The organism is Sphaerisporangium album (assembly GCF_003323745.1).
GTDB classification, from domain to species: Bacteria; Actinomycetota; Actinomycetes; order Streptosporangiales; family Streptosporangiaceae; genus Sphaerisporangium; species Sphaerisporangium album.
Window position 1 is genome coordinate 252,992 of record NZ_QOIL01000006.1, and the last position, 17,463, is coordinate 270,454.

Annotated in this window: 15 protein-coding genes; 8 read left to right on the top strand and 7 right to left on the bottom strand. The window is 71.6% G+C overall.

Annotated elements, in window-relative coordinates; genetic code table 11:
* Nucleotides 1-18: 18 nt before the first annotated feature.
* Both DQ384_RS13220 and DQ384_RS13225 read right to left on the bottom strand, forming a co-directional pair.
* On the bottom strand, nt 19-786 hold the full coding sequence (locus DQ384_RS13220; protein WP_114029048.1) for an ABC transporter ATP-binding protein: 768 nt from the start codon (nt 784-786) through the stop codon (nt 19-21).
* Nucleotides 787-824: 38 nt separating this feature from the next.
* Nucleotides 825-1,331: a PadR family transcriptional regulator gene (locus tag DQ384_RS13225; protein ID WP_114029049.1), complete on the bottom strand. Its 507-nt coding sequence runs from the start codon at nt 1,329-1,331 to the stop codon at nt 825-827.
* 131 nt (nt 1,332-1,462) lie between these two features.
* Between DQ384_RS13225 and DQ384_RS13230 the strand changes: the two genes are divergently transcribed.
* The 5 genes from DQ384_RS13230 to DQ384_RS13250 all read left to right on the top strand — a co-directional run bounded on the left by DQ384_RS13230 (nt 1,463) and on the right by DQ384_RS13250 (nt 7,528).
* Complete coding sequence (locus tag DQ384_RS13230) at nt 1,463-2,722, top strand: ABC transporter substrate-binding protein (protein WP_245966443.1); 1,260 nt, start codon at nt 1,463-1,465, stop codon at nt 2,720-2,722.
* A gap of 99 nt (nt 2,723-2,821) precedes the next feature.
* A complete protein-coding gene (locus DQ384_RS13235) occupies nt 2,822-4,153 on the top strand; it encodes an ABC transporter substrate-binding protein (protein ID WP_114029051.1) in 1,332 nt (443 codons plus the stop codon).
* Between the two features lie 11 nt (nt 4,154-4,164).
* Nucleotides 4,165-5,688 carry a carbohydrate ABC transporter permease gene (locus DQ384_RS13240; RefSeq protein ID WP_245966444.1) on the top strand — a complete coding sequence of 508 codons (1,524 nt, stop codon included), beginning with the start codon at nt 4,165-4,167 and terminating at the stop codon, nt 5,686-5,688.
* Complete coding sequence (locus tag DQ384_RS13245; RefSeq protein ID WP_114029052.1) at nt 5,685-6,581, top strand: carbohydrate ABC transporter permease; 897 nt, start codon at nt 5,685-5,687, stop codon at nt 6,579-6,581. The genes DQ384_RS13240 and DQ384_RS13245 overlap by 4 nt, the downstream gene beginning before the upstream one ends.
* Before the next feature lie 269 nt (nt 6,582-6,850).
* Nucleotides 6,851-7,528: a uracil-DNA glycosylase gene (locus DQ384_RS13250; RefSeq protein ID WP_114029053.1), complete on the top strand. Its 678-nt coding sequence runs from the start codon at nt 6,851-6,853 to the stop codon at nt 7,526-7,528.
* Between the two features lie 136 nt (nt 7,529-7,664).
* On the opposite strand, the gene pgm is transcribed toward DQ384_RS13250, so the two are convergent.
* Nucleotides 7,665-9,314, bottom strand: a complete 1,650-nt coding sequence (gene pgm / locus DQ384_RS13255) for a phosphoglucomutase (alpha-D-glucose-1,6-bisphosphate-dependent) (RefSeq protein ID WP_114029054.1) — start codon at nt 9,312-9,314, stop codon at nt 7,665-7,667.
* A 227-nt stretch (nt 9,315-9,541) separates the two neighbouring features.
* On the opposite strand from pgm, the gene DQ384_RS13260 reads away from it, so the two are divergent.
* A complete protein-coding gene (locus DQ384_RS13260) occupies nt 9,542-10,306 on the top strand; it encodes an SAM-dependent methyltransferase (RefSeq protein ID WP_181871179.1) in 765 nt (254 codons plus the stop codon).
* Nucleotides 10,307-10,353: 47 nt separating this feature from the next.
* Here DQ384_RS13260 and DQ384_RS13265 read toward each other — a convergent pair whose 3' ends face one another.
* The 3 genes from DQ384_RS13265 to DQ384_RS13275 all read right to left on the bottom strand — a co-directional run bounded on the left by DQ384_RS13265 (nt 10,354) and on the right by DQ384_RS13275 (nt 13,603).
* Nucleotides 10,354-11,616, bottom strand: coding sequence for an MFS transporter (locus DQ384_RS13265; RefSeq protein ID WP_114029056.1), 1,263 nt, complete (start codon nt 11,614-11,616; stop codon nt 10,354-10,356).
* Nucleotides 11,617-11,977: 361 nt separating this feature from the next.
* Nucleotides 11,978-12,313: an MTH1187 family thiamine-binding protein gene (locus DQ384_RS13270; RefSeq protein WP_114029057.1), complete on the bottom strand. Its 336-nt coding sequence runs from the start codon at nt 12,311-12,313 to the stop codon at nt 11,978-11,980.
* Nucleotides 12,314-13,603, bottom strand: a complete 1,290-nt coding sequence (locus DQ384_RS13275) for a cryptochrome/photolyase family protein (protein WP_114029222.1) — start codon at nt 13,601-13,603, stop codon at nt 12,314-12,316.
* A 164-nt stretch (nt 13,604-13,767) separates the two neighbouring features.
* On the opposite strand from DQ384_RS13275, the gene DQ384_RS13280 reads away from it, so the two are divergent.
* On the top strand, nt 13,768-14,886 hold the full coding sequence (locus tag DQ384_RS13280; protein ID WP_114029223.1) for a MerR family transcriptional regulator: 1,119 nt from the start codon (nt 13,768-13,770) through the stop codon (nt 14,884-14,886).
* Between the two features lie 203 nt (nt 14,887-15,089).
* Nucleotides 15,090-15,614: an RNA polymerase sigma factor gene (locus DQ384_RS13285; protein ID WP_114029058.1), complete on the top strand. Its 525-nt coding sequence runs from the start codon at nt 15,090-15,092 to the stop codon at nt 15,612-15,614.
* 104 nt (nt 15,615-15,718) lie between these two features.
* Here the strand turns inward: DQ384_RS13285 and treZ are convergent, their stop codons facing one another.
* Nucleotides 15,719-17,443, bottom strand: a complete 1,725-nt coding sequence (gene treZ, locus DQ384_RS13290; RefSeq protein WP_114029059.1) for a malto-oligosyltrehalose trehalohydrolase — start codon at nt 17,441-17,443, stop codon at nt 15,719-15,721.
* Between the last annotated feature and the right edge of the window lie 20 nt (nt 17,444-17,463).

A 17,463-nucleotide genomic window follows, 5' to 3' on the forward strand; every position in this document is an offset into this window, starting at 1 on the left:
TGTTCATCCCCGCCGTGCTCATCCCCGGAGCTCCACGACGTCGCCCGCGCCGGGTTTGGTGCGGCGGCGGGGCGGGGCTATGGCGCCGTCGTCGACGATCATGCCGTCCAGGAGGGTGACCAGGCGGTCGGCGAGGCCCGCGACGCGGGCGTCGTGGGTGACCATGACGATCGTCTGGCCCTGGCGGTGGACCTCGCCGAGCAGGCGGAGCACGTCCCGGGTGTTGCGGCTGTCGAGGTTGCCCGTGGGCTCGTCGGCGAGCAGGACCTGCGGCTGGTTGGCGAGCGCGCGGGCCAGCGCGACCCGCTGCTGCTCGCCGCCGGAGAGCTGGGCCGGCGAGGCGTCGGCCTTGTCGGCGAGGCCGAGCTCGCCCAGGAGGTACTCGCGGCGCTCGCGGGCGTGCCGGGGCGTCGAGCCGCCGAGCAGGGCGGGCAGTTCGACGTTGTCCGCGACCGTCATGTTGGCGACGAGGTTGAAGAACTGGAAGACGAAGCCGATCTTCTGGCGGCGCAGGATGGCCCAGCCGCTCTCGTTGAGGGTGTCGGCGCGCTTGCCGTCCACCCAGATCTCACCGCTGGTGCGGCCGTCGAGCCCGCCGAGCATGTGGACGAGCGTGGACTTTCCGGACCCGGACGGCCCCATGATGGCGACGAACTCGCCGCGGTCCACCCGCAGGTCGACGCCGCGCACGGCGTGCACCGGCAGCCCTCCGGTCTGGTAGACCTTCACCAGGTTGACGGCCTGGACAGCCGCGGTCGTCGGGCCGGGCTCGTTGGCGGGGCTCACGGGGCTCGATCACCACTTCTCGTACTTTTTCTACCGCATCAGGCCAGCTCTTCCTGGCAGCGTTCCAGCCAGTCGAGGTCCGCCTGAAGATGGAGCATGGCACCTTCGATCAGCAGGTGCGCCGCGCGGTTGTCCTGGTCGGTCTGCTCGGCGACTTCTACCAGATCGCGCATGATAGCGAGGTAATGACGGCGCTGCCTGTTGATCAGTGCCATGCGGTCGGCGATGCCGGTCATGGGGGCCAGCACGAGCTTCATGAAGAACTCGTCCCTGACCCGCGGGCCCTCGGACGGCGACTCGGCCCATTCGTCCAGGGCCTCGCGTCCGGCGGCCGTGCAGTAGTAGACCTTCTTGTTCGGGCGGTTGGACTGCTCGACGTCGACGCCGCGCACCAGGCCGTCCTTCTCCAGGCGGCCGAGCGTGACGTAGATCTGCCCGATGTTGGGAGAGGGGTAGGCACTGCCGAATATCTGCTCAAGTGCCTGTTTCAGTTCGTACCCGTGGGCAGGTTCCTTCGCCAGGAGCGCCAGCAGCGGGAGCCGCACGCCCCACCTCCCTCGGGCCTCACGTTACCTGAGTGTTACGGGGTTTTCCGTTGACGGTCACCTTACCGCTATGCATAACATGCATGCATCTACATAACACGCATGTAACCCAAGCAAAACCCGGAGGACACGTGCGGCCCCTCGCTCCCCTGCTGCTGGCGGCTCTGCTGCTCGGCGGCTGCGCGGGGCTCGGGGAGCGCGAGGGAGGCCAGGCCGGAAGCGCGGACGGCACGGGCCCCATGACCTTCGCCACCGGGCGGGACACCACCGCCTACCTGCAGCCCCTGATCGACAAGTGGAACCGCGCCCACCCCAAGGAACCGGTCACGCTGCTGGAGCTCCCGGAGGCCGCCGACGAGCAGCGCGCGCAGATGGTCGCCAACCTCCAGGCCAGGAGCGACCGCTACGACGTGCTCGGCCTCGACGTCGTCTTGACCGCCGAGTTCGCCGACGCCGGCTGGATCGTCCCGCTCGACGGCGGGCTGTTCAAGCTGGACCGGTTCCTACCCCCGGTCGTCGACACGGCCATGTACAACGGCAAGCTCTACGCGGTGCCCTACACGAGCAACGCGGGGCTGCTCTACTACCGCAAGGACATCCTGGACCGCGAGCACCTCAAGCCGCCCAAGACCTGGGCCGAGCTTCGCGACCAGGCCACGCGGCTCGGCAGGAAGTACAAGCTCGACGGGTACGCCGGCCAGTTCCTGCCCTACGAGGGCCTGACCGTCAACTTCGCCGAGGCCGTGCAGTCGGCGGGCGGGCAGATCCTCAGCCCGGACGGCGCCCGGGTGACCATGGACCTCGGCACGGCCACGACCGGGCTGAACTTCCTGGTGGACGGCCTGCGCGAGGGGTGGATCCCTCAGGAGGCCCTGACCTACAAGGAAGAGGAGTCCCGCCTGGCGTTCCAGGAGGGCAAGCTCCTGTTCGCCCGCAACTGGCCGCACGCCTACGGCCCGGCCACGCGGTCGACGCTGGCGGGGAAGTTCGCGGTCACGCGGCTGCCCGGCCTGAACGGGCCCGGGTCCAGCTCGCTCGGCGGCAACAACCTCGCCATCAGCGCGTACTCCAAGCACCAGAAGTCGGCGCTGGAGTTCATCCGGTACTTCACGGGGCTGGAGAACGAGCGCAGCGTGCTCACCGACGGCTCCTTCCCCCCGGTGTGGTCGGAGTTGTACGACGACCCCGCCCTGATCAAGCGTTATCCATATCTGCCCGTGCTCAAAGAGAGCATCATGTCAGCGCGGCCGAGACCGGCCAGCTCCAACTACGACCAGGTCAGCCTGGCGATATCGAGTGCCGTCTCCGACGCGCTCGACCTCAGGAAACCGGGCGACGAGACCGTCGCCGCCCTGAAGCAGGAACTCGGCGAGATCATTCGCACCCCATAGGCGGGGGCGAACCCCCCGCGCCTTTCATCCCGCATCCCTTTCATCCCCTTCTTGATATTTCATTCGCACATTTCGGGGGCTTCACCAGGAGGTAGCACCATGCGTGTCAAGACGACTGCGGTGGTGGCCGGGCTCATGCTCGCGGCCGCCGCGTGTGGCGGCCAGTCGAACGACACCGGTTCGTCACCGTCGGCCTCCGCCGGCGGCAGCAGCGCGCCGGCGGCGAAACCGCTCGAGGGCACGACCCTCGAGGTCGCGGCCAAGTGGACCGGCGACGAGCAGAAGAACTTCCAGAAGGTGCTCGACGCCTTCCAGGAGAAGACCGGCGCCAAGGTCACCTACGCCTCGACCGGCGAGGACACCGGCGCGTACCTCGGCCCGCGCATCCAGGGCGGCAACCCGCCGGACGTCGCGATCCTGCCGCAGCCGGGCCTCGTCCAGCAGTACGCGGACCAGAACGCGCTCAAGCCGCTGTCGACCGAGGTCCAGGCGCAGATCGACCAGAACTACACCCCGTACTGGAAGGAGCTCGGCTCGGCCGGCGGCCAGGTGTACGGCGTGCTGGTGAAGGCGGCCCACAAGTCGCTGATCTGGTACCGCCAGCCCGCGTTCGACGACGCCGGCGCCCAGCCCGCGACCACGTGGGACGACCTGATCGGCAAGACGGCCCAGTCGCTCGCCGACTCCGGGACCGCCCCGTTCGCCCTCTGCGCCGCCTCGGGCTGGACGCTGACGGACCTGTTCGAGAACGTCTACCTGTCCAGCGCGGGCCCGGAGAACTACGACAAGCTCTCCAAGCACGAGATCCCGTGGACCGACCCGTCGGTGACCACGGCGCTGGAGAAGATCGCCCAGATCTTCGGCAAGAAGGAGTTCATGGTCGGCGGGCCCTCGGGCGCCCTGCAGACCGACTTCCCGACGTGCGTCACCCAGGTGTACGGCGACAAGAAGGCCGCCATGGTGATCGAGGCCGACTTCGTCGCCGTCTCGGCCGTCCAGTCCGGCGCCAAGGTCGGCGAGGACGCCAAGATCATGCCGTTCCCCCCGGCCGGTGACACGCCGCCGGTCGTGCTCGGCGGCGACGTCGCGGTGGCGATGAAGGACTCCAAGGGCGCGATGGCCCTGCTGGAGTACCTGGCCTCCGCCGAGGGCGGCTCGGTCTGGGCCAAGAGCCCCGGCTACCTCTCCCCCAACCGCAACGTCTCGCCCGACAACTACCCGGACGCGCTGACCAAGCAGCTCGCGCAGACGATCATCTCCGCGGGTGAGGCGGTCCGGTACGACATGTCGGACCTGGCGCCCAGCGCCTTCGGCGGCACCGACGGCAAGGGCGAGTGGAAGCACCTCCAGGACTTCCTGCGCGACCCCAAGGACGTCAAGGGCATCCAGGAGAAGCTCGAGGCCGACGCCGCGAAGGCCTGGAAGAAGTAGGGACGGCGGCCGTGACCGAACGGTTGGACGGCCCGCAGACCCCGCGCGGCGACGGCGACGTCGCCCGCGGGGCCTCCCCCGGACCAGACGAGACCCCCCAGCCCCCCACGGCGACGCATCCGGCACTGGAGGACGTCGCCACCGGCCAGGACGGCACGACCGACAGCACGACGGCCGCCGCGACGAGCGCCGGACCTCCGGCCCTCGCCACCGGCCCCGCCGCTCCCAAGGCCGGGTACTCCGGGTCGGGCAACCTCGGCCCCTCCCCCAAGGTGGCCGTGTTCTTCCTGCTCCCGGCGTTCGTCCTGCTCGGCGCGTGGATGGTCTACCCGATCATCTTCTCGCTCGTCCGCAGCCTGTACGACGCCGGCGGCGGCACGTTCGTCGGCGTCGACAACTACGCCGCCATCTTCACCGACTCCGCCACGCTCACGACGATCAGGAACAACCTGATCTGGGTCGTGGTGGCGCCGAGCCTGGTCACCGTGCTCGGCCTGCTGTTCGCGGTGCTCACCGAGCGCGTCCGCTGGGCGACCGCCTTCAAGCTGGTCGTCTTCATGCCCATGGCGGTGTCGCTGCTCGCCTCGGGCGTCATCTTCCGGCTCGTCTACGAGCAGGACCCGGACCGCGGCGTGGCCAACGCCATCATCACCTCGGTGCACGACGTGTTCGCGTCCAGCAGCGGGTACCCGGGCGCGCGGCCCCGCGAGAACGACCAGGCGCCCGCCGTCGCGGACAAGGGCACGGTCGTCACCCGGCAGCCCGTCCAGGCGGGGGGCCAGGTGCTGATCCCGCTGGTCGGCCTGAAGACCGAGGCGCTGCCCTCGGGCGCCGCCGCGGCCAAGGAGGCGTCCGCGGCCCCCGGAGAGCTGTCGGGCACGGTGTGGCTCGACTTCACCCCGGGCGGCGGCACGGTCAACAAGATCGACGGCACCGAGAAGGGCATGCCGGACGTCACCGTCGAGGCGGTCGCCGGAGGCGCGGTCAAGGCCACCACGACGACCGCCGCCGACGGCACCTTCCACTTCACCGGTCTGCCCGCCGGGTCGTACCAGGTGCGGCTGCCGCAGGAGAACTTCGCCCAGCCGTTCTCCGGCGCCACCTGGCTCGGGCCCACCCTGATCACTCCGGCCATCATCGGCGCGTTCATCTGGGTGTGGGCCGGGTTCGCGATGGTGCTGATCGCGGCCGGGCTGTCGGCGATCCCGCGCGACGCCCTGGAGGCGGCGCGCATCGACGGCGCGACCGAATGGCAGGTGTTCCGCCGCATCACCATCCCGCTGCTGTCGCCGGTGCTGCTGGTCGTCCTCGTCACGATGATCATCAACACGCTCAAGGTCTTCGACCTGGTCTTCATCATCGCTCCCGGATCCGTGCAGCCGCAGGCCAACGTGATCGCGCTGGAGATGTGGCGCGTCTCGTTCGGCGGCGGCGGCAACCAGGGGCTGGGCAGCGCGCTCGCGATCTTCCTGCTCGTGCTCGTGCTGCCGTTCATGGCCATCAACATCCGGCGGTTCCGGAGGGAGCAGGCATGACGACGATCACCGCGCCCAGCGCGAGCCCCGGCGCGGGCACGCTCCGCCGGGGAGTCCTCTCACGGGTGGCCGACCGGGCCGGGGGCGGGCTGGTCCAGGTCGTCCTGATCGTGCTGGCCCTGTTCTGGCTGATCCCCACGCTCGGACTGCTGGTCGTCTCCCTGCGCCGCGACGCCGACAACAACTCCAGCGGATGGTGGACGTTCTTCACCAAGCCGGCGCAGCTCACCTTCGAGAACTACAGCAACCTGCTGGCGACCGGGTTCACCTCGTCGTTCTGGAACACCGTGGCGATCACGGTGCCCGCGACGATCCTGGTCATCGGCTTCGCGGCCATGGCGGGGTACGCCTTCGCCTGGATGGAGTTCCCCGGCCGCGACGCGCTGTTCCTGGTGGTCATCGCGCTGCTGGTGGTGCCCGTCCAGATCGCGCTGATCCCCATCGCCAAGATGTACGGGACGCTCGGGATCTTCGGCACGATCCCGGGGGTGGTGCTGTTCCACACGGCCTTCGGGCTGCCGTTCGCCATCTTCCTGTTGCGCAACTTCTTCGTCGGCATCCCCAAGGAGCTGCTGGAGGCCGCGCGCATGGACGGCGCGGCGGAGTGGAAGATCTTCGCCACCGTCGTGTTCCCCCTGGCCAAGCCCGCGGTCGCCTCGCTCGGCATCTTCCAGTTCCTGTGGGTGTGGAACGACCTGCTCATCGCGCTGGTGTTCGCCGACACCGGCTCCCAGCCGATGACCAAGGCGTTGCAGTCCCAGATGCGCCAGTTCGGCACCAACGTGGACATCCTCGCGCCGGGAGCCTTCCTGTCGCTCATCATCCCGCTGGTCCTCTTCTTCTCCTTCCAGCGCTACTTCGTCCAGGGCCTGCTCGCGGGCTCGGTCAAGTAGCCGCCACGGGTGCCCGTCTCGCGGGGGCAGGCGGGCACCCTTCCTTCACGCCGGAGGAGCCCGTTGACCACTCCCTGTGACTGCATGATCACGCCCATGGTCGATGAATTTCCTCGCGCTCGGGAGCACGATGGTCACCAAAGCCGGGCTGGACGAGGCCAAGGCCCAAGTGGCCTGGCTGGATGGGAAGATGGATTTGCCGCGCGCGCACTTCCAAGCTCAACTGAGTTCGCGTCCGGCTGTCGGTCGTCACGGCTAGGATCCCGGGCATGACCGGACGTCCATTAAACGAAGTCGTCGAATCCGGGTGGGCAACCGCCCTGGAGCCCGTCGCCGAGCGCATCTCCGCGCTCGGCGACTTCCTCAGGCAGGAGATCGCCGAGGGCAGGCAATATCTTCCCGCGGGCGCGAACGTCCTGCGGGCTTTCCAGCAGCCGTTCGACCAGGTGCGCGTGCTCATCGTCGGGCAGGATCCCTACCCCACTCCCGGTCACGCCGTCGGCCTCAGCTTCTCCGTCGCGCCGGACGTCCGTCCGCTGCCGGGCAGCCTGGTGAACATCTTCAAGGAGTACACCGCCGACCTCGGCTACCCCCAGCCGTCCAACGGCGACCTCACCCCGTGGACCGAACAGGGCGTGCTGCTGCTCAACAGGGCGCTCACCGTCGCCCCGGGCAAGCCGGCCTCGCACCGCGGCAAGGGGTGGGAGGAGGTCACCGAGCAGGCGATCCACGCGCTGGTGGCCCGGGGCGGCCCGCTGGTCGCCATCCTGTGGGGCCGCGACGCCCGCTCGCTCAAGCCCATGCTCGGCCAGGTGCCAGCGATCGAGTCGGCCCACCCGAGCCCGCTGTCCGCGCGCAGCGGCTTCTTCGGCAGCCGCCCGTTCAGCCGGGCCAACGAGCTGCTGCAGAAGCAGGGCGCGGCCCCGGTCGAGTGGAAGCTCCCCTGACGCGAACGAACCCGGCCGCGCGCCCGGGCCCCTGAGACCCGGGCCGTTCCGACCGGCCCGGCGCGCCCGCCGGAACGGGCGGGCGCGTCACCACGCGCGGGTCACCCACCCGCCCTCGTGAGCATCGAGTTCCCGGCTACTCCCCGGCCCGCTCCAGCACCGAGCCGACCAGCGTGCGGGCCTGGTCCTGCACCAGGGCGAGGTGGTCCGGGCCCTTGAACGACTCGGCGTAGATCTTGTAGACGTCCTCGGTGCCGGAGGGGCGGGCGGCGAACCAGGCGCTCTCGGTCGAGACCTTGAGCCCGCCGAGCGCGGCGCCGTTGCCCGGCGCGGTCGTCTGGACGTTGGTGATCGGCTCCCCGGCCAGCGACCCGGCCGGGACGTCCTCGGCGGACAGCCGCGCCAGCGCCGACTTCTGCTCCCGGGTGGCGGGCGCGTCGACGCGGGCGTACGCGGGGTCGCCGAACCGGGCGACGAGCCCGGCGTAGTGCTCGCTGGGCGACTTTCCGGTCACCGCGACGATCTCCGAGGCGAGCAGGGCGAGGATGATGCCGTCCTTGTCGGTGGTCCAGATCGAGCCGTCCCGCCGCAGGAAGGACGCGCCGGCGCTCTCCTCGCCGCCGAAGCCGAGCGTGCCGTCGAGCAGGCCGCCGACGAACCACTTGAACCCGACGGGCACCTCGTACAGCTCGCGGCCGAGGTCGGCGGCCACGCGGTCGATCATGCCGCTGCTGACCATCGTCTTGCCGACGCGCGCGGCGTCCGGCCAGCCGGGCCGGTGGCCCCAGAGGTAGGAGATGGCGACGGCGAGGTAGTGGTTGGGGTTCATCAGCCCGCCGTCGGGGGTGACGATGCCGTGCCGGTCGGCGTCGGCGTCGTTGCCCGTCGAGATCTGGTAGGCCGACCGGTTCGCGATGAGGGACGCCATCGCGTACGGCGACGAGCAGTCCATGCGGATCTTGCCGTCCCAGTCGAGCGTCATGAACCGCCAGGTGGGGTCGACCTCGGGGTTCACCACGGTGAGGTCGAGCCGGTGCCGGTCGGCGATCTCGCCCCAGTAGGCGACGCTGGCCCCGCCCAGCGGGTCGGCGCCGATGCGCACGGACGCGCCGCGGATGGCGTCCACGTCGATGACGGCGGGCAGGTCGTCGACGTAGGAGCCGAGGAAGTCGTACCGCCCGGTGGTCTCGGCGGTCAGCGCCCGCGCGTACGGGACGCGCCGGACCTCCTTCAGTCCCTCGGCGATCAGCGTGTTGGCGCGGTCCTGGATCCAGGAGGTGGCGTCGGTGTCGGCGGGGCCGCCGTTCGGCGGGTTGTACTTGTAGCCGCCGTCGGCCGGCGGGTTGTGCGACGGCGTCACCACCACGCCGTCGGCCAGTCCCGAGGAGCGGCCCCGGTTGTAGGTGAGGATCGCGTGGGACACCGCGGGCGTCGGCGTGTAGCCGTCGCGGGAGTCGACCAGCACGGTGACGCCGTTGGCGGCGAAGACCTCCAGCGCGGTGACCCGGGCGGGCTCGGACAGCGCGTGGGTGTCGATGCCGAGGAACAGCGGCCCGTCGACGCCCTGCCGGGCGCGGTACTCGCAGATGGCCTGACTGGTGGCCGCGATGTGGTCCTCGTTGAAGGCCGTGTTGAGCGACGACCCGCGATGGCCGGAGGTGCCGAAGGTCACCCGCTGCTCCTGCCGGCCGGGATCGGGGTGCAGGGCGTAGTACGCCGTCACGAGACGGGGCACATCGACCAGGTCGGACGCCTGCGCCGGTTTGCCGGCGCGCTCGTGCACCATGAGAACTCCCTCGTCCCACGCTCGTTTTCCGCTGCGATGGCATACCCTCGGCCGATCCGGTTGATACGGATATCGGACCGCAGGCCAGATGGTACTCAGGCCCCGAGGCCGCCCCGAAGCCGCACCTAACGCACGCCGAAAATTCGGACTGGTCCGTTCTTCCTAGTCCTCCTAAATAGTAAGCATTCCTTCCTGTACGATCGGCGAAAGGCGAGGAGGAGATGCGCGTGACGACCGCCCTGGACGCCATCGACGTCCGAACGCCGAACTCGGCCCGCGTCTACGACTACATGCTCGGCGGCAAGGACAACTTCGCCGCCGACCGTGAGGCGGCCGAGCAGGTCCTCCGGGTGTTCCCGGAGACCCGCGACGCCGTCCGCCGCAACCGGGAGTTCCTCGGCAACGCCGTCCGGCGCCTCGCGGAGTACGGGATCCGCCAGTTCGTGGACATCGGAGCCGGGCTGCCGACCCGGGACAACGTCCACGAGGTCGCCCACGCGGCCGCCCCCGGCGCGCGCACGGTGTACGTCGACAACGACCCCCTCGTGTGCGTGCACGGCCGCGCGCTGCTCGCCAACACCTCCACCGTCGCCATGATCGACGGGGACGTCCGCAAGCCCGAGGACATCCGCGACCAGGTCTCCCAGACCGGCCTGGTCGACTGGAACCGGCCGGTCGGGCTGCTCATGGTCGCGATGCTGCAGCTCGTGGAGGACCCGTACGAGCACGTGGCCATGCTGCGCGACCTCCTCGCGCCCGGCAGCCACCTCGTCATCAGTCACCTCAGCAGAACCCAGAAGCGCGCCGGCGACACCGGACGTCTCCAGGACATCTACGCCCAGGGCGGCGTCCCCCTGTTCCCGCGCGGCCCCGAGACGATCGACCGCTTCTTCGGCGACTTCGAGCGCGTCGACCTCGACCGCTTCATCCCGCCCCACATCGCCTGCCGCTTCGCCCAGCTCGGCTGGGCCGCCGTCGGCCTCAAGCGCTGACCGGCCCGCCCTCCGGCGAGAGGACGGGCCGGCCAGGGCATTCCTGATTACGACGTTTCCGGCTGTGCCGGGTCGCGCCGATCCTCCCGGCCCGACTCGGCGGGGGCCGAGGCATGGCGTAACGGCATCCACACCAGCGCCGTCAGGGCGGCCACCACGGCGGCGGCGATCCAGAACGGGCCGGTGACCCCGAGGACCTCGGCGAACGCGGCGCCCAGCAGGGAGCCGAGCGCCGCGCCGCCGGTGTCGACGAGGGTGTAGGCGCTGCTCACCCGCCCCTGCAGGCCGTCGGGGACGGCCCGCTGGCGGACCGTCGCGACGATCACTCCCCAGACCATCGTGTGCACGCCGAACACCACCAGGATCGCGCCGGCCGCCCACGGGCTGGTGGTCAGCGCGAGCGTGAGGTGGGTGAGCGCCTCCACGACCAGGCCCGCCCGCAGCAGCGCGGCCGCGCCGAAACGGGCCTGGAGACGGCCGGCCACCGCGGTGCCGAGCAGGCCGCCGATGGCGAAGGTCGTGAGCGGCACCCCGTACCCCACCTCCGACAGACCCAGGCGCTCGCGGACATACAGGACGAACACCGCGAACGCCGCGCAGAACACCACGTTCGCCAGCCCCATGGTCACGGCCAGCGTCCGCAGCAGGCGGTGGTTCCACAGCCACCGCACGCCGTCCGCGATGTCGGCGCGCAGGCGGGCCGCCGGTTGACGGGGCTCCCGCAGCGGGGCCGACGGACGCATGGCGGCGACCAGTGCCGCCGCCACCAGGAACGACAGCGCGTCGAAGCCGAACGGCAGCGCGGCGGCGACCACGAACAGCCACGCGCCGAGCGGCTTGGCGACGAACTGGTTGCCGACGGTGAACGTGGCCATGAGGCGCGCGTTCGCCGACGCGAGCCTTTCCGGCGGGACGATGCCGGGCAGCCGGGCGGCCGACGCGGTGTCCGCGAGAGTCTCGCCGGTGCCGAGCAGGAAGAACGCCACGTAGATGACCGGGATCGTCGCCGTTTCCGTGGCGACGGCCGCCGCGAGGGCGGCGAGGACGACGCCGCGCAGGACGTTGACGACGACGATCAGCCGCCGCCGGTCGAGCCGGTCGGCGTAGGCGCCGCTGACCAGGGCGAACAGCAGCCAGGGCAACTGCTGCGCGAACGCGGCGCCCGCGACCGGCGCGGGGTCGTCGGTGAGCGAGGCCACCAGGAGCGGCCCGGCGGCCAAGGTGACCCCGTCGCCGACGTTGGAGATGGCCGAAGCGGTCCAGAGTTTCGCGAAGTCCGCGCCCAGGCGCGCGGATGTACGGGCACGCAAAAGAACTCCTCGGAGGAGGGAAACGGTCGTCGTGGGAAGCGACCGCTTCGACGCGAGGAGCTCCGGCCCCCGTGAGGGCATCCAGCACCGCTCCGGATCCTGTCACGGGGACGGACATCCGGCTCCCTGACCGGAATCAGAAGACCGGCTCCGGCCCTGGCAGGAGCGGAGAAGGAAAGATGGCCGAGGAGGCCGCGCTCAGCGCGCGGAGGGCTCCCGCGTCGAAGCGTTGACCGTGGTCCTGCAAACGCGCATCGGAACTCCCTCGCTCAGGGCCGTACGGCGCCGGTGCGGGTGCCGATGTCGGCCGGTGCCGGTGTCACCCGCAACCCTAACGTCCGGCGGATCACCGGCAAACGGGTTATCCCCGCGCGGCGGAGGCGCCCTCGCCGCCGGTGTCGCCCGTGTCGCCGAGGTACTGTTCCAGGGCCTCGATCTTGGACGTCAGCGCGTCGGTCACGCCGGGGCGGATGTCGGCCTTGAGGACGAGGCTCACGCGGGGGGCGACCTCGGCGACGGCCTCGACGGCGCGCTTGACGACGTCCATCACCTCGTCCCACTCGCCCTCGACGGTGGTGAACATGGCATCGGTGCGGTTCGGCAGGCCGCTGTCGCGGACCACGCGCACGGCGCGGGCGACGGGCTCGGCCACGGCCTCGCCGACGCCGAGCGGGGTCACGGAGAACGCGATGATCATTTATCCATTGTCGGGGGTCGTCAGCGGCGCCGGGTACCCGGGGACCCGCGGAGCGGCCTTCCAGGGCTCGTGGATCAGCGACGCGGGCAGGGAGGCCAGCTCGGGGACGTACCGGCGCACGTACGCGCCGTCCGGGTCGAACCTCGCCGCCTGGCGCAGCGGGTTGAGCACGCGGTTCGGCCGGGTGTCGTTGCCCGTGCCCGCGACCCACTGCCAGTTGCCCCAGTTGTTGGGGACGTCCCCGTCCAGCAGCAATTCGGCGAAGTGTTCGCCGCCCACCCGCCAGTGGATCTTCAGCCGCTTGGTGAGGTAGGAGCCGACGATCATCCGGGCGCGGTTGTGCATCCAGCCCTCGGCCTGGAGCTGGCGCATCCCCGCGTCCACGATGGGCACCCCGGTCATGCCCGCCCGCCACGCGTCGGCGGCGTGCGCGTCCTCGTTCCAGTCGACCTCGCGCGGCCGGTAGTCGCGGCGCGGCAGGTCGGGGAAGGCAAGGGCCACCTGGTAGTAGAAGTCGCGCCAGCAGAGCTGCCGCACGAACTCCTCCGCCCCCGGGTAGCCGGCCGCCCGTGCCGCGACCTCGGCGGGCGACACGCAGCCGAACCGCAGGTAGGGGCTCAGCATCGAGGTCTGGTCCTCGGCCAGCTCGTCGTGTCCCCTGGCGTAGTCGGCCAGGCAGAGCTTCAGCCACAGGTCCAGGCGCCGGCGTCCCGGGGTCTCGCCGCCGCGCAGGTGCCCGTACGGGGCGCGCGGCCCGGCGGGAAGCTCGCCGGGCTCGGCGCCGGGCGGCAGCGTCACCACCCGCGGCGGGCCGGTCACGGACCGGTGGACCGTCTTCGACCAGGCCCGCCAGTACGGCGTGAACACCCGGTAGTGGTCGCCTCCGGCGGGGCGCAGCCGGTCGGGAGGCACGATCGTCACCCCGGGGAAGAGCCGGAACTGGAGTCGCCGCTCGGCGCACGCGCGGGACAGCCGCTCCTGGCGGCGCCGCGCGTAGGCGCTGACGTCGGCCGAGGTCCAGATGGCCGACGCACCCACATCGCCGGCCAGCCGGACGGCCTCGGCCACCGGATCGCCCCGTCGCAGGACGAGGTCGCCTCCGAGGTCGCGCAGAGAGGACCGCAGGTCGCTCAGCGCCTCGATCAGGAAGCCGTGGCGGTGGCGGGCCCGGATCGCGGGATCCATGACGAACAGGGGCACGACGTGGCGGGCCCGCGCGCACGCCTCGGCTAGGGCCGGGTGGTCGCGGGTCCGCAGGTCCCGGTTGAACAGGACGATCACCGTCTCCAGGCTGTCCACGATGATGTATTCGCGCGGCCGGCCCCGGGCGGTTGCGTCCGGCCGGGGTCTCTTCCCGAAGTATCCGATGAGGGGTCCGGGCAGTGGCCGCCGCCTGGCAGGCTGGTAGAGGCGAAGATCCGCTCTCGGGCGGGCGAGGTCGGAGTGCGCGTGTGGTGAACGGCGAGCCGCAGGAGGACGGGCCGAGCTACGGCATCGGAGCCGTGGCCCGGCGTCTCGGCGTGCCCGCGCCCACCCTGCGCACCTGGAACCTGCGCTACGGCATCGGCCCGAGCCGGCGCAGCGCGGGCGGTCACCGGCGCTACGACGCGGCCGACCTGCTACGGCTGGAGGAGATGAACCGCCTGATCAAGGCGGGACTGCCGCCGGCCGAGGCCGCCCACGCGGCCCTCAGCACGCCGGCGGCGCTCCTGGAGCCCCCACCGGCACGCGAGCAGGACGCCCCGGCCGCGCCGGGGCCCGCGGACAACCGGGCCGGGCCGGCCGTACCGGGCGCCGGGGTCGTGCCGGACGCCGGGGTCGTGCCGGACGCCAGGGTCGTGCCGGACGCCAGGGTCGTGCCGGACGCCAGGGTCGTGCCGGACGCCAGGGTCGTGCCGGACGCCAGGGTCGTGCCGGACGCCGGAGTGGTACCGGGCGCCGGGATCATGCCGGGGGCCGCGGTGGTGCCGAGCGCCGCCGTGCTGGCCCGGGCCGCGTTCCACCTCGACGCCGAGGCGGTGGCCGAGGGGCTGGAGGCGGCGATCGGCGCGCACGGCGTGGCCTGGATGTGGGAGCGGCTGGCGCTGCCCGTCTTCGACGCGATCACCCGGCGGCAGGACACCACGGGCGCGGGCGTCGAGATCGAGCATCTCTTCTCCGAGCGGCTGCTGAGCGCGCTGAGCCGGCGGGTCGGACGGCCCTCGCGCCCGGGGCATCCCCGCGTCGTCCTGCTGGCCTGCGCGCAGGAGGAGCAGCACAGCCTGCCGGTGTACGCGCTGGCCGCGACGCTGACCACCACGCTCGGCCTGGAGACCCGGGTCCTCGGCCCGCGCACGCCCTACGCCGCGCTGGCCGACGCGATGCGCCGCCTCGGCCCGGTCGCGGTCTTCGTCTGGTCGCAGATCCCGCAGACGGGCGACCCCGCGCCGCTGGGCGCGCTCCCCGCCCTCCGCCCGGCGAGCCGGACGCTCGTGGGCGGTCCCGGCTGGCACGCCGAGCGGCTTCCCGCCTCCGTCACGCGCGTGTCGTCCCTGCACGACGCCGTGGCCGAGGTCCGCGCGTCCCTCGGCTGAATCCACCGGCCCCGACCGGCCCGCCTTGGCCGCGGCCCCCTGTGACGGCTGTTCTTCGGACGGCGGGACGGTGTGGCCGCCCTCCGCGATGACTCTTGGCGAAGGCTTGCCTCCCCTTTGGCCACTCCGGCTTGCGCCACGCCCGCCCACCCGGCTATGAATAGGTTTTGAGTAGGTTTTCGCCCGCATCCGAGGAGGATCCCATGGCCGGCACGCTGGGCTCGCGGTTGGCGAGCGGCGACGACGACGCCCTTGAGGAGTGCTACAGGTCCCACTCCTCGCTGGTCACCAGCTACCTGCGCAGGCTCGTGCCCGCGCAGGAGGTTGAGGATCTGCGGCAGGTGGTCTTCTCGGAGGTGTGGCGCTCGCGGCACCGCTACGACCCCGGCCGCAGCCTGGAGGCGTGGATCCTCGGCATCACGCGCAAACGCGCCATCGACCACCTGCGAATGCGCGCGCTCACGACCGTCCCCCTGGACAGCGTGGGCGAGCCCAGCGGCGGCGACGGCCGCGACACGGCGGACGCGATCGGGCGGCGCGACCAGGTCCAGCGGGCGCTCGCGGTGCTGCCGGGACCGCAGCGCGAGGCGATCGAGCTCGCGTACTACGGCGATCTCACCCAGCGGGAGATCGCCGAGCGGCTGGACGTCCCCCTGGGCACGGTGAAGGCGCGCACGGCGCGCGGCCTCCACCGACTCTCCACGGTGCTCTCGGCGCTCGCCGCCTGAGCGACCGCCCGTGCGGGACCCCCGCCATCAGACCGGCGTTCAGACCGGCATCAGACCGGCATCAGACCGGGCGGACGCCCGCCGTCAGACCGTGGGCCCCGCCGTCAGGCCGGGCGGACCACGGCCAGGGAGCGCGGCGGCAGCGTCAGCGAGGCGTCGTGCACGGTGACCTTCTCGTCCGAGGCGAGCAGCACCTCCGCCACGGCGATCGGCAGCGTGACGGGCGCGCCGCCGAGGTTGGCGGCCACGCGCAGGGAGCCCCGGGTGACGACGATCCAGCGGTCGTCCTCGCTGTACTCGGCCGAGACCCGGTCCAGCCGGGGATCGGCGAGGTCGGGGTGTGCCTTACGCAGCGTGATCAGCGCGCGGTACCAGTCGAGCACCTCGCGGTGGCCCGGCGCGGCGGGTTCGGTCCAGTCGAGCTTCGAGCGGTGGAAGGTGACCTCGTCCTGCGGGTCGGGGGCCGTTCCGGCCCAGTCGTCGTAGCCGAAGCCGACGAACTCCCGCTCCCGGCGCTCGCCCTCGCCCTGCGCCAGGTGCGGCTCGACGTGGTCGGTGAAGAACAGGAACGGCGTGCTCGCCGCCCATTCCTCGCCCATGAACAGCATCGGCGTGAACGGCGAGGTCAGCAGCAGGCCCGCGCCGAGCTTGAGCGCCTCGGCCGGCAGCCGGTCGCCCGCCGCCCGGTTGCCGATCTGGTCGTGGTTCTGCACGAAGGCCACGAAGCGGTGGCCCGGGACGCGCAGCCGGTCCACCGGACGCCCGTGCGTGCGCCCCCGGAACGTCGAGAAGGTGCCGTCGTGGAAGTACGCGCGGGTCAGCACCTTGGCCAGGGCGCTCATCGACCCGAAGTCGCCGTAGTAGCCGTGGCGCTCGCCACTGATCGCCGAGTGCAGGGCGTGGTGCACGTCGTCGTCCCAGGCGGCGGCCAGGCCGTAGCCGCCGGCCTCGCGCGGGGTGACCAGCCGGGGGTCGTTCATGTCGGCCTCGGCGATCAGCGTGAGGGGACGGCCGAGCGCGGCCGACAGCGTGTCCACCTCGACGGCGAGCTCCTCCAGGAAGTGCACGGCCCGCTTGTCGTGGAAGGCGTGCACGGCGTCCAGCCGCAGGCCGTCGATGTGGAAGTCGCGCAGCCACTGCAGGGCGTTGCCGGCGAAGTAGCGGCGCACCTCGTCCGACTCCTTGCCGTCGAGGTTGACCGCCTGCCCCCAGAAGGACGACGCCGAGTCGTGGAAGTAGGGCCCGAACTGGGCGAGGAAGTTCCCCGAGGGGCCGAGGTGGTTGTAGACGACGTCCAGCAGCACGCCGATGCCCGCGCGGTGGCAGGCGTCCACGAACCGCTTCAGCCCGTCCGGGCCGCCGTACTCCTCGTGCACCGCGTACAGGTCGACCCCGTCGTACCCCCAGTTGTGGCGGCCGGGGACGGGCGGGACCGGCATCAGCTCGACGAAGCCGACGCCGAGCTCCACCAGGTGCTCCAGCTTGCCCGCGGCCGCGTCGAACGTGCCCTCCTGGGTGAACGTGCCGACGTGCAGTTCGTAGATCACCGAGCCGGGCAGGGCGCGCCCGCGCCAGTCCTGGTCGTTCCAGACGTACCGGTCGTGGTCGTAGACGCGGCTCGGGCCGAACACGCCGTACGGCTGCCGCCGCGTCCTCGGGTCGGGGAACGCCTCGCCGCCGTCGACGCTGAACGCGTAGTCGGTGTCGTGCGCGGCGCCGGGCACCTCCGCCGTCCACCAGCCGCCGGGGCCGCGGACCATCTCGTGCCGCTCGGCCTTGTCGATCTCCACCTCGACACGGCCGGCCGTCGGTGCCCAGACCTCGAACATGTTCCTCCCGCCGTCAAAAG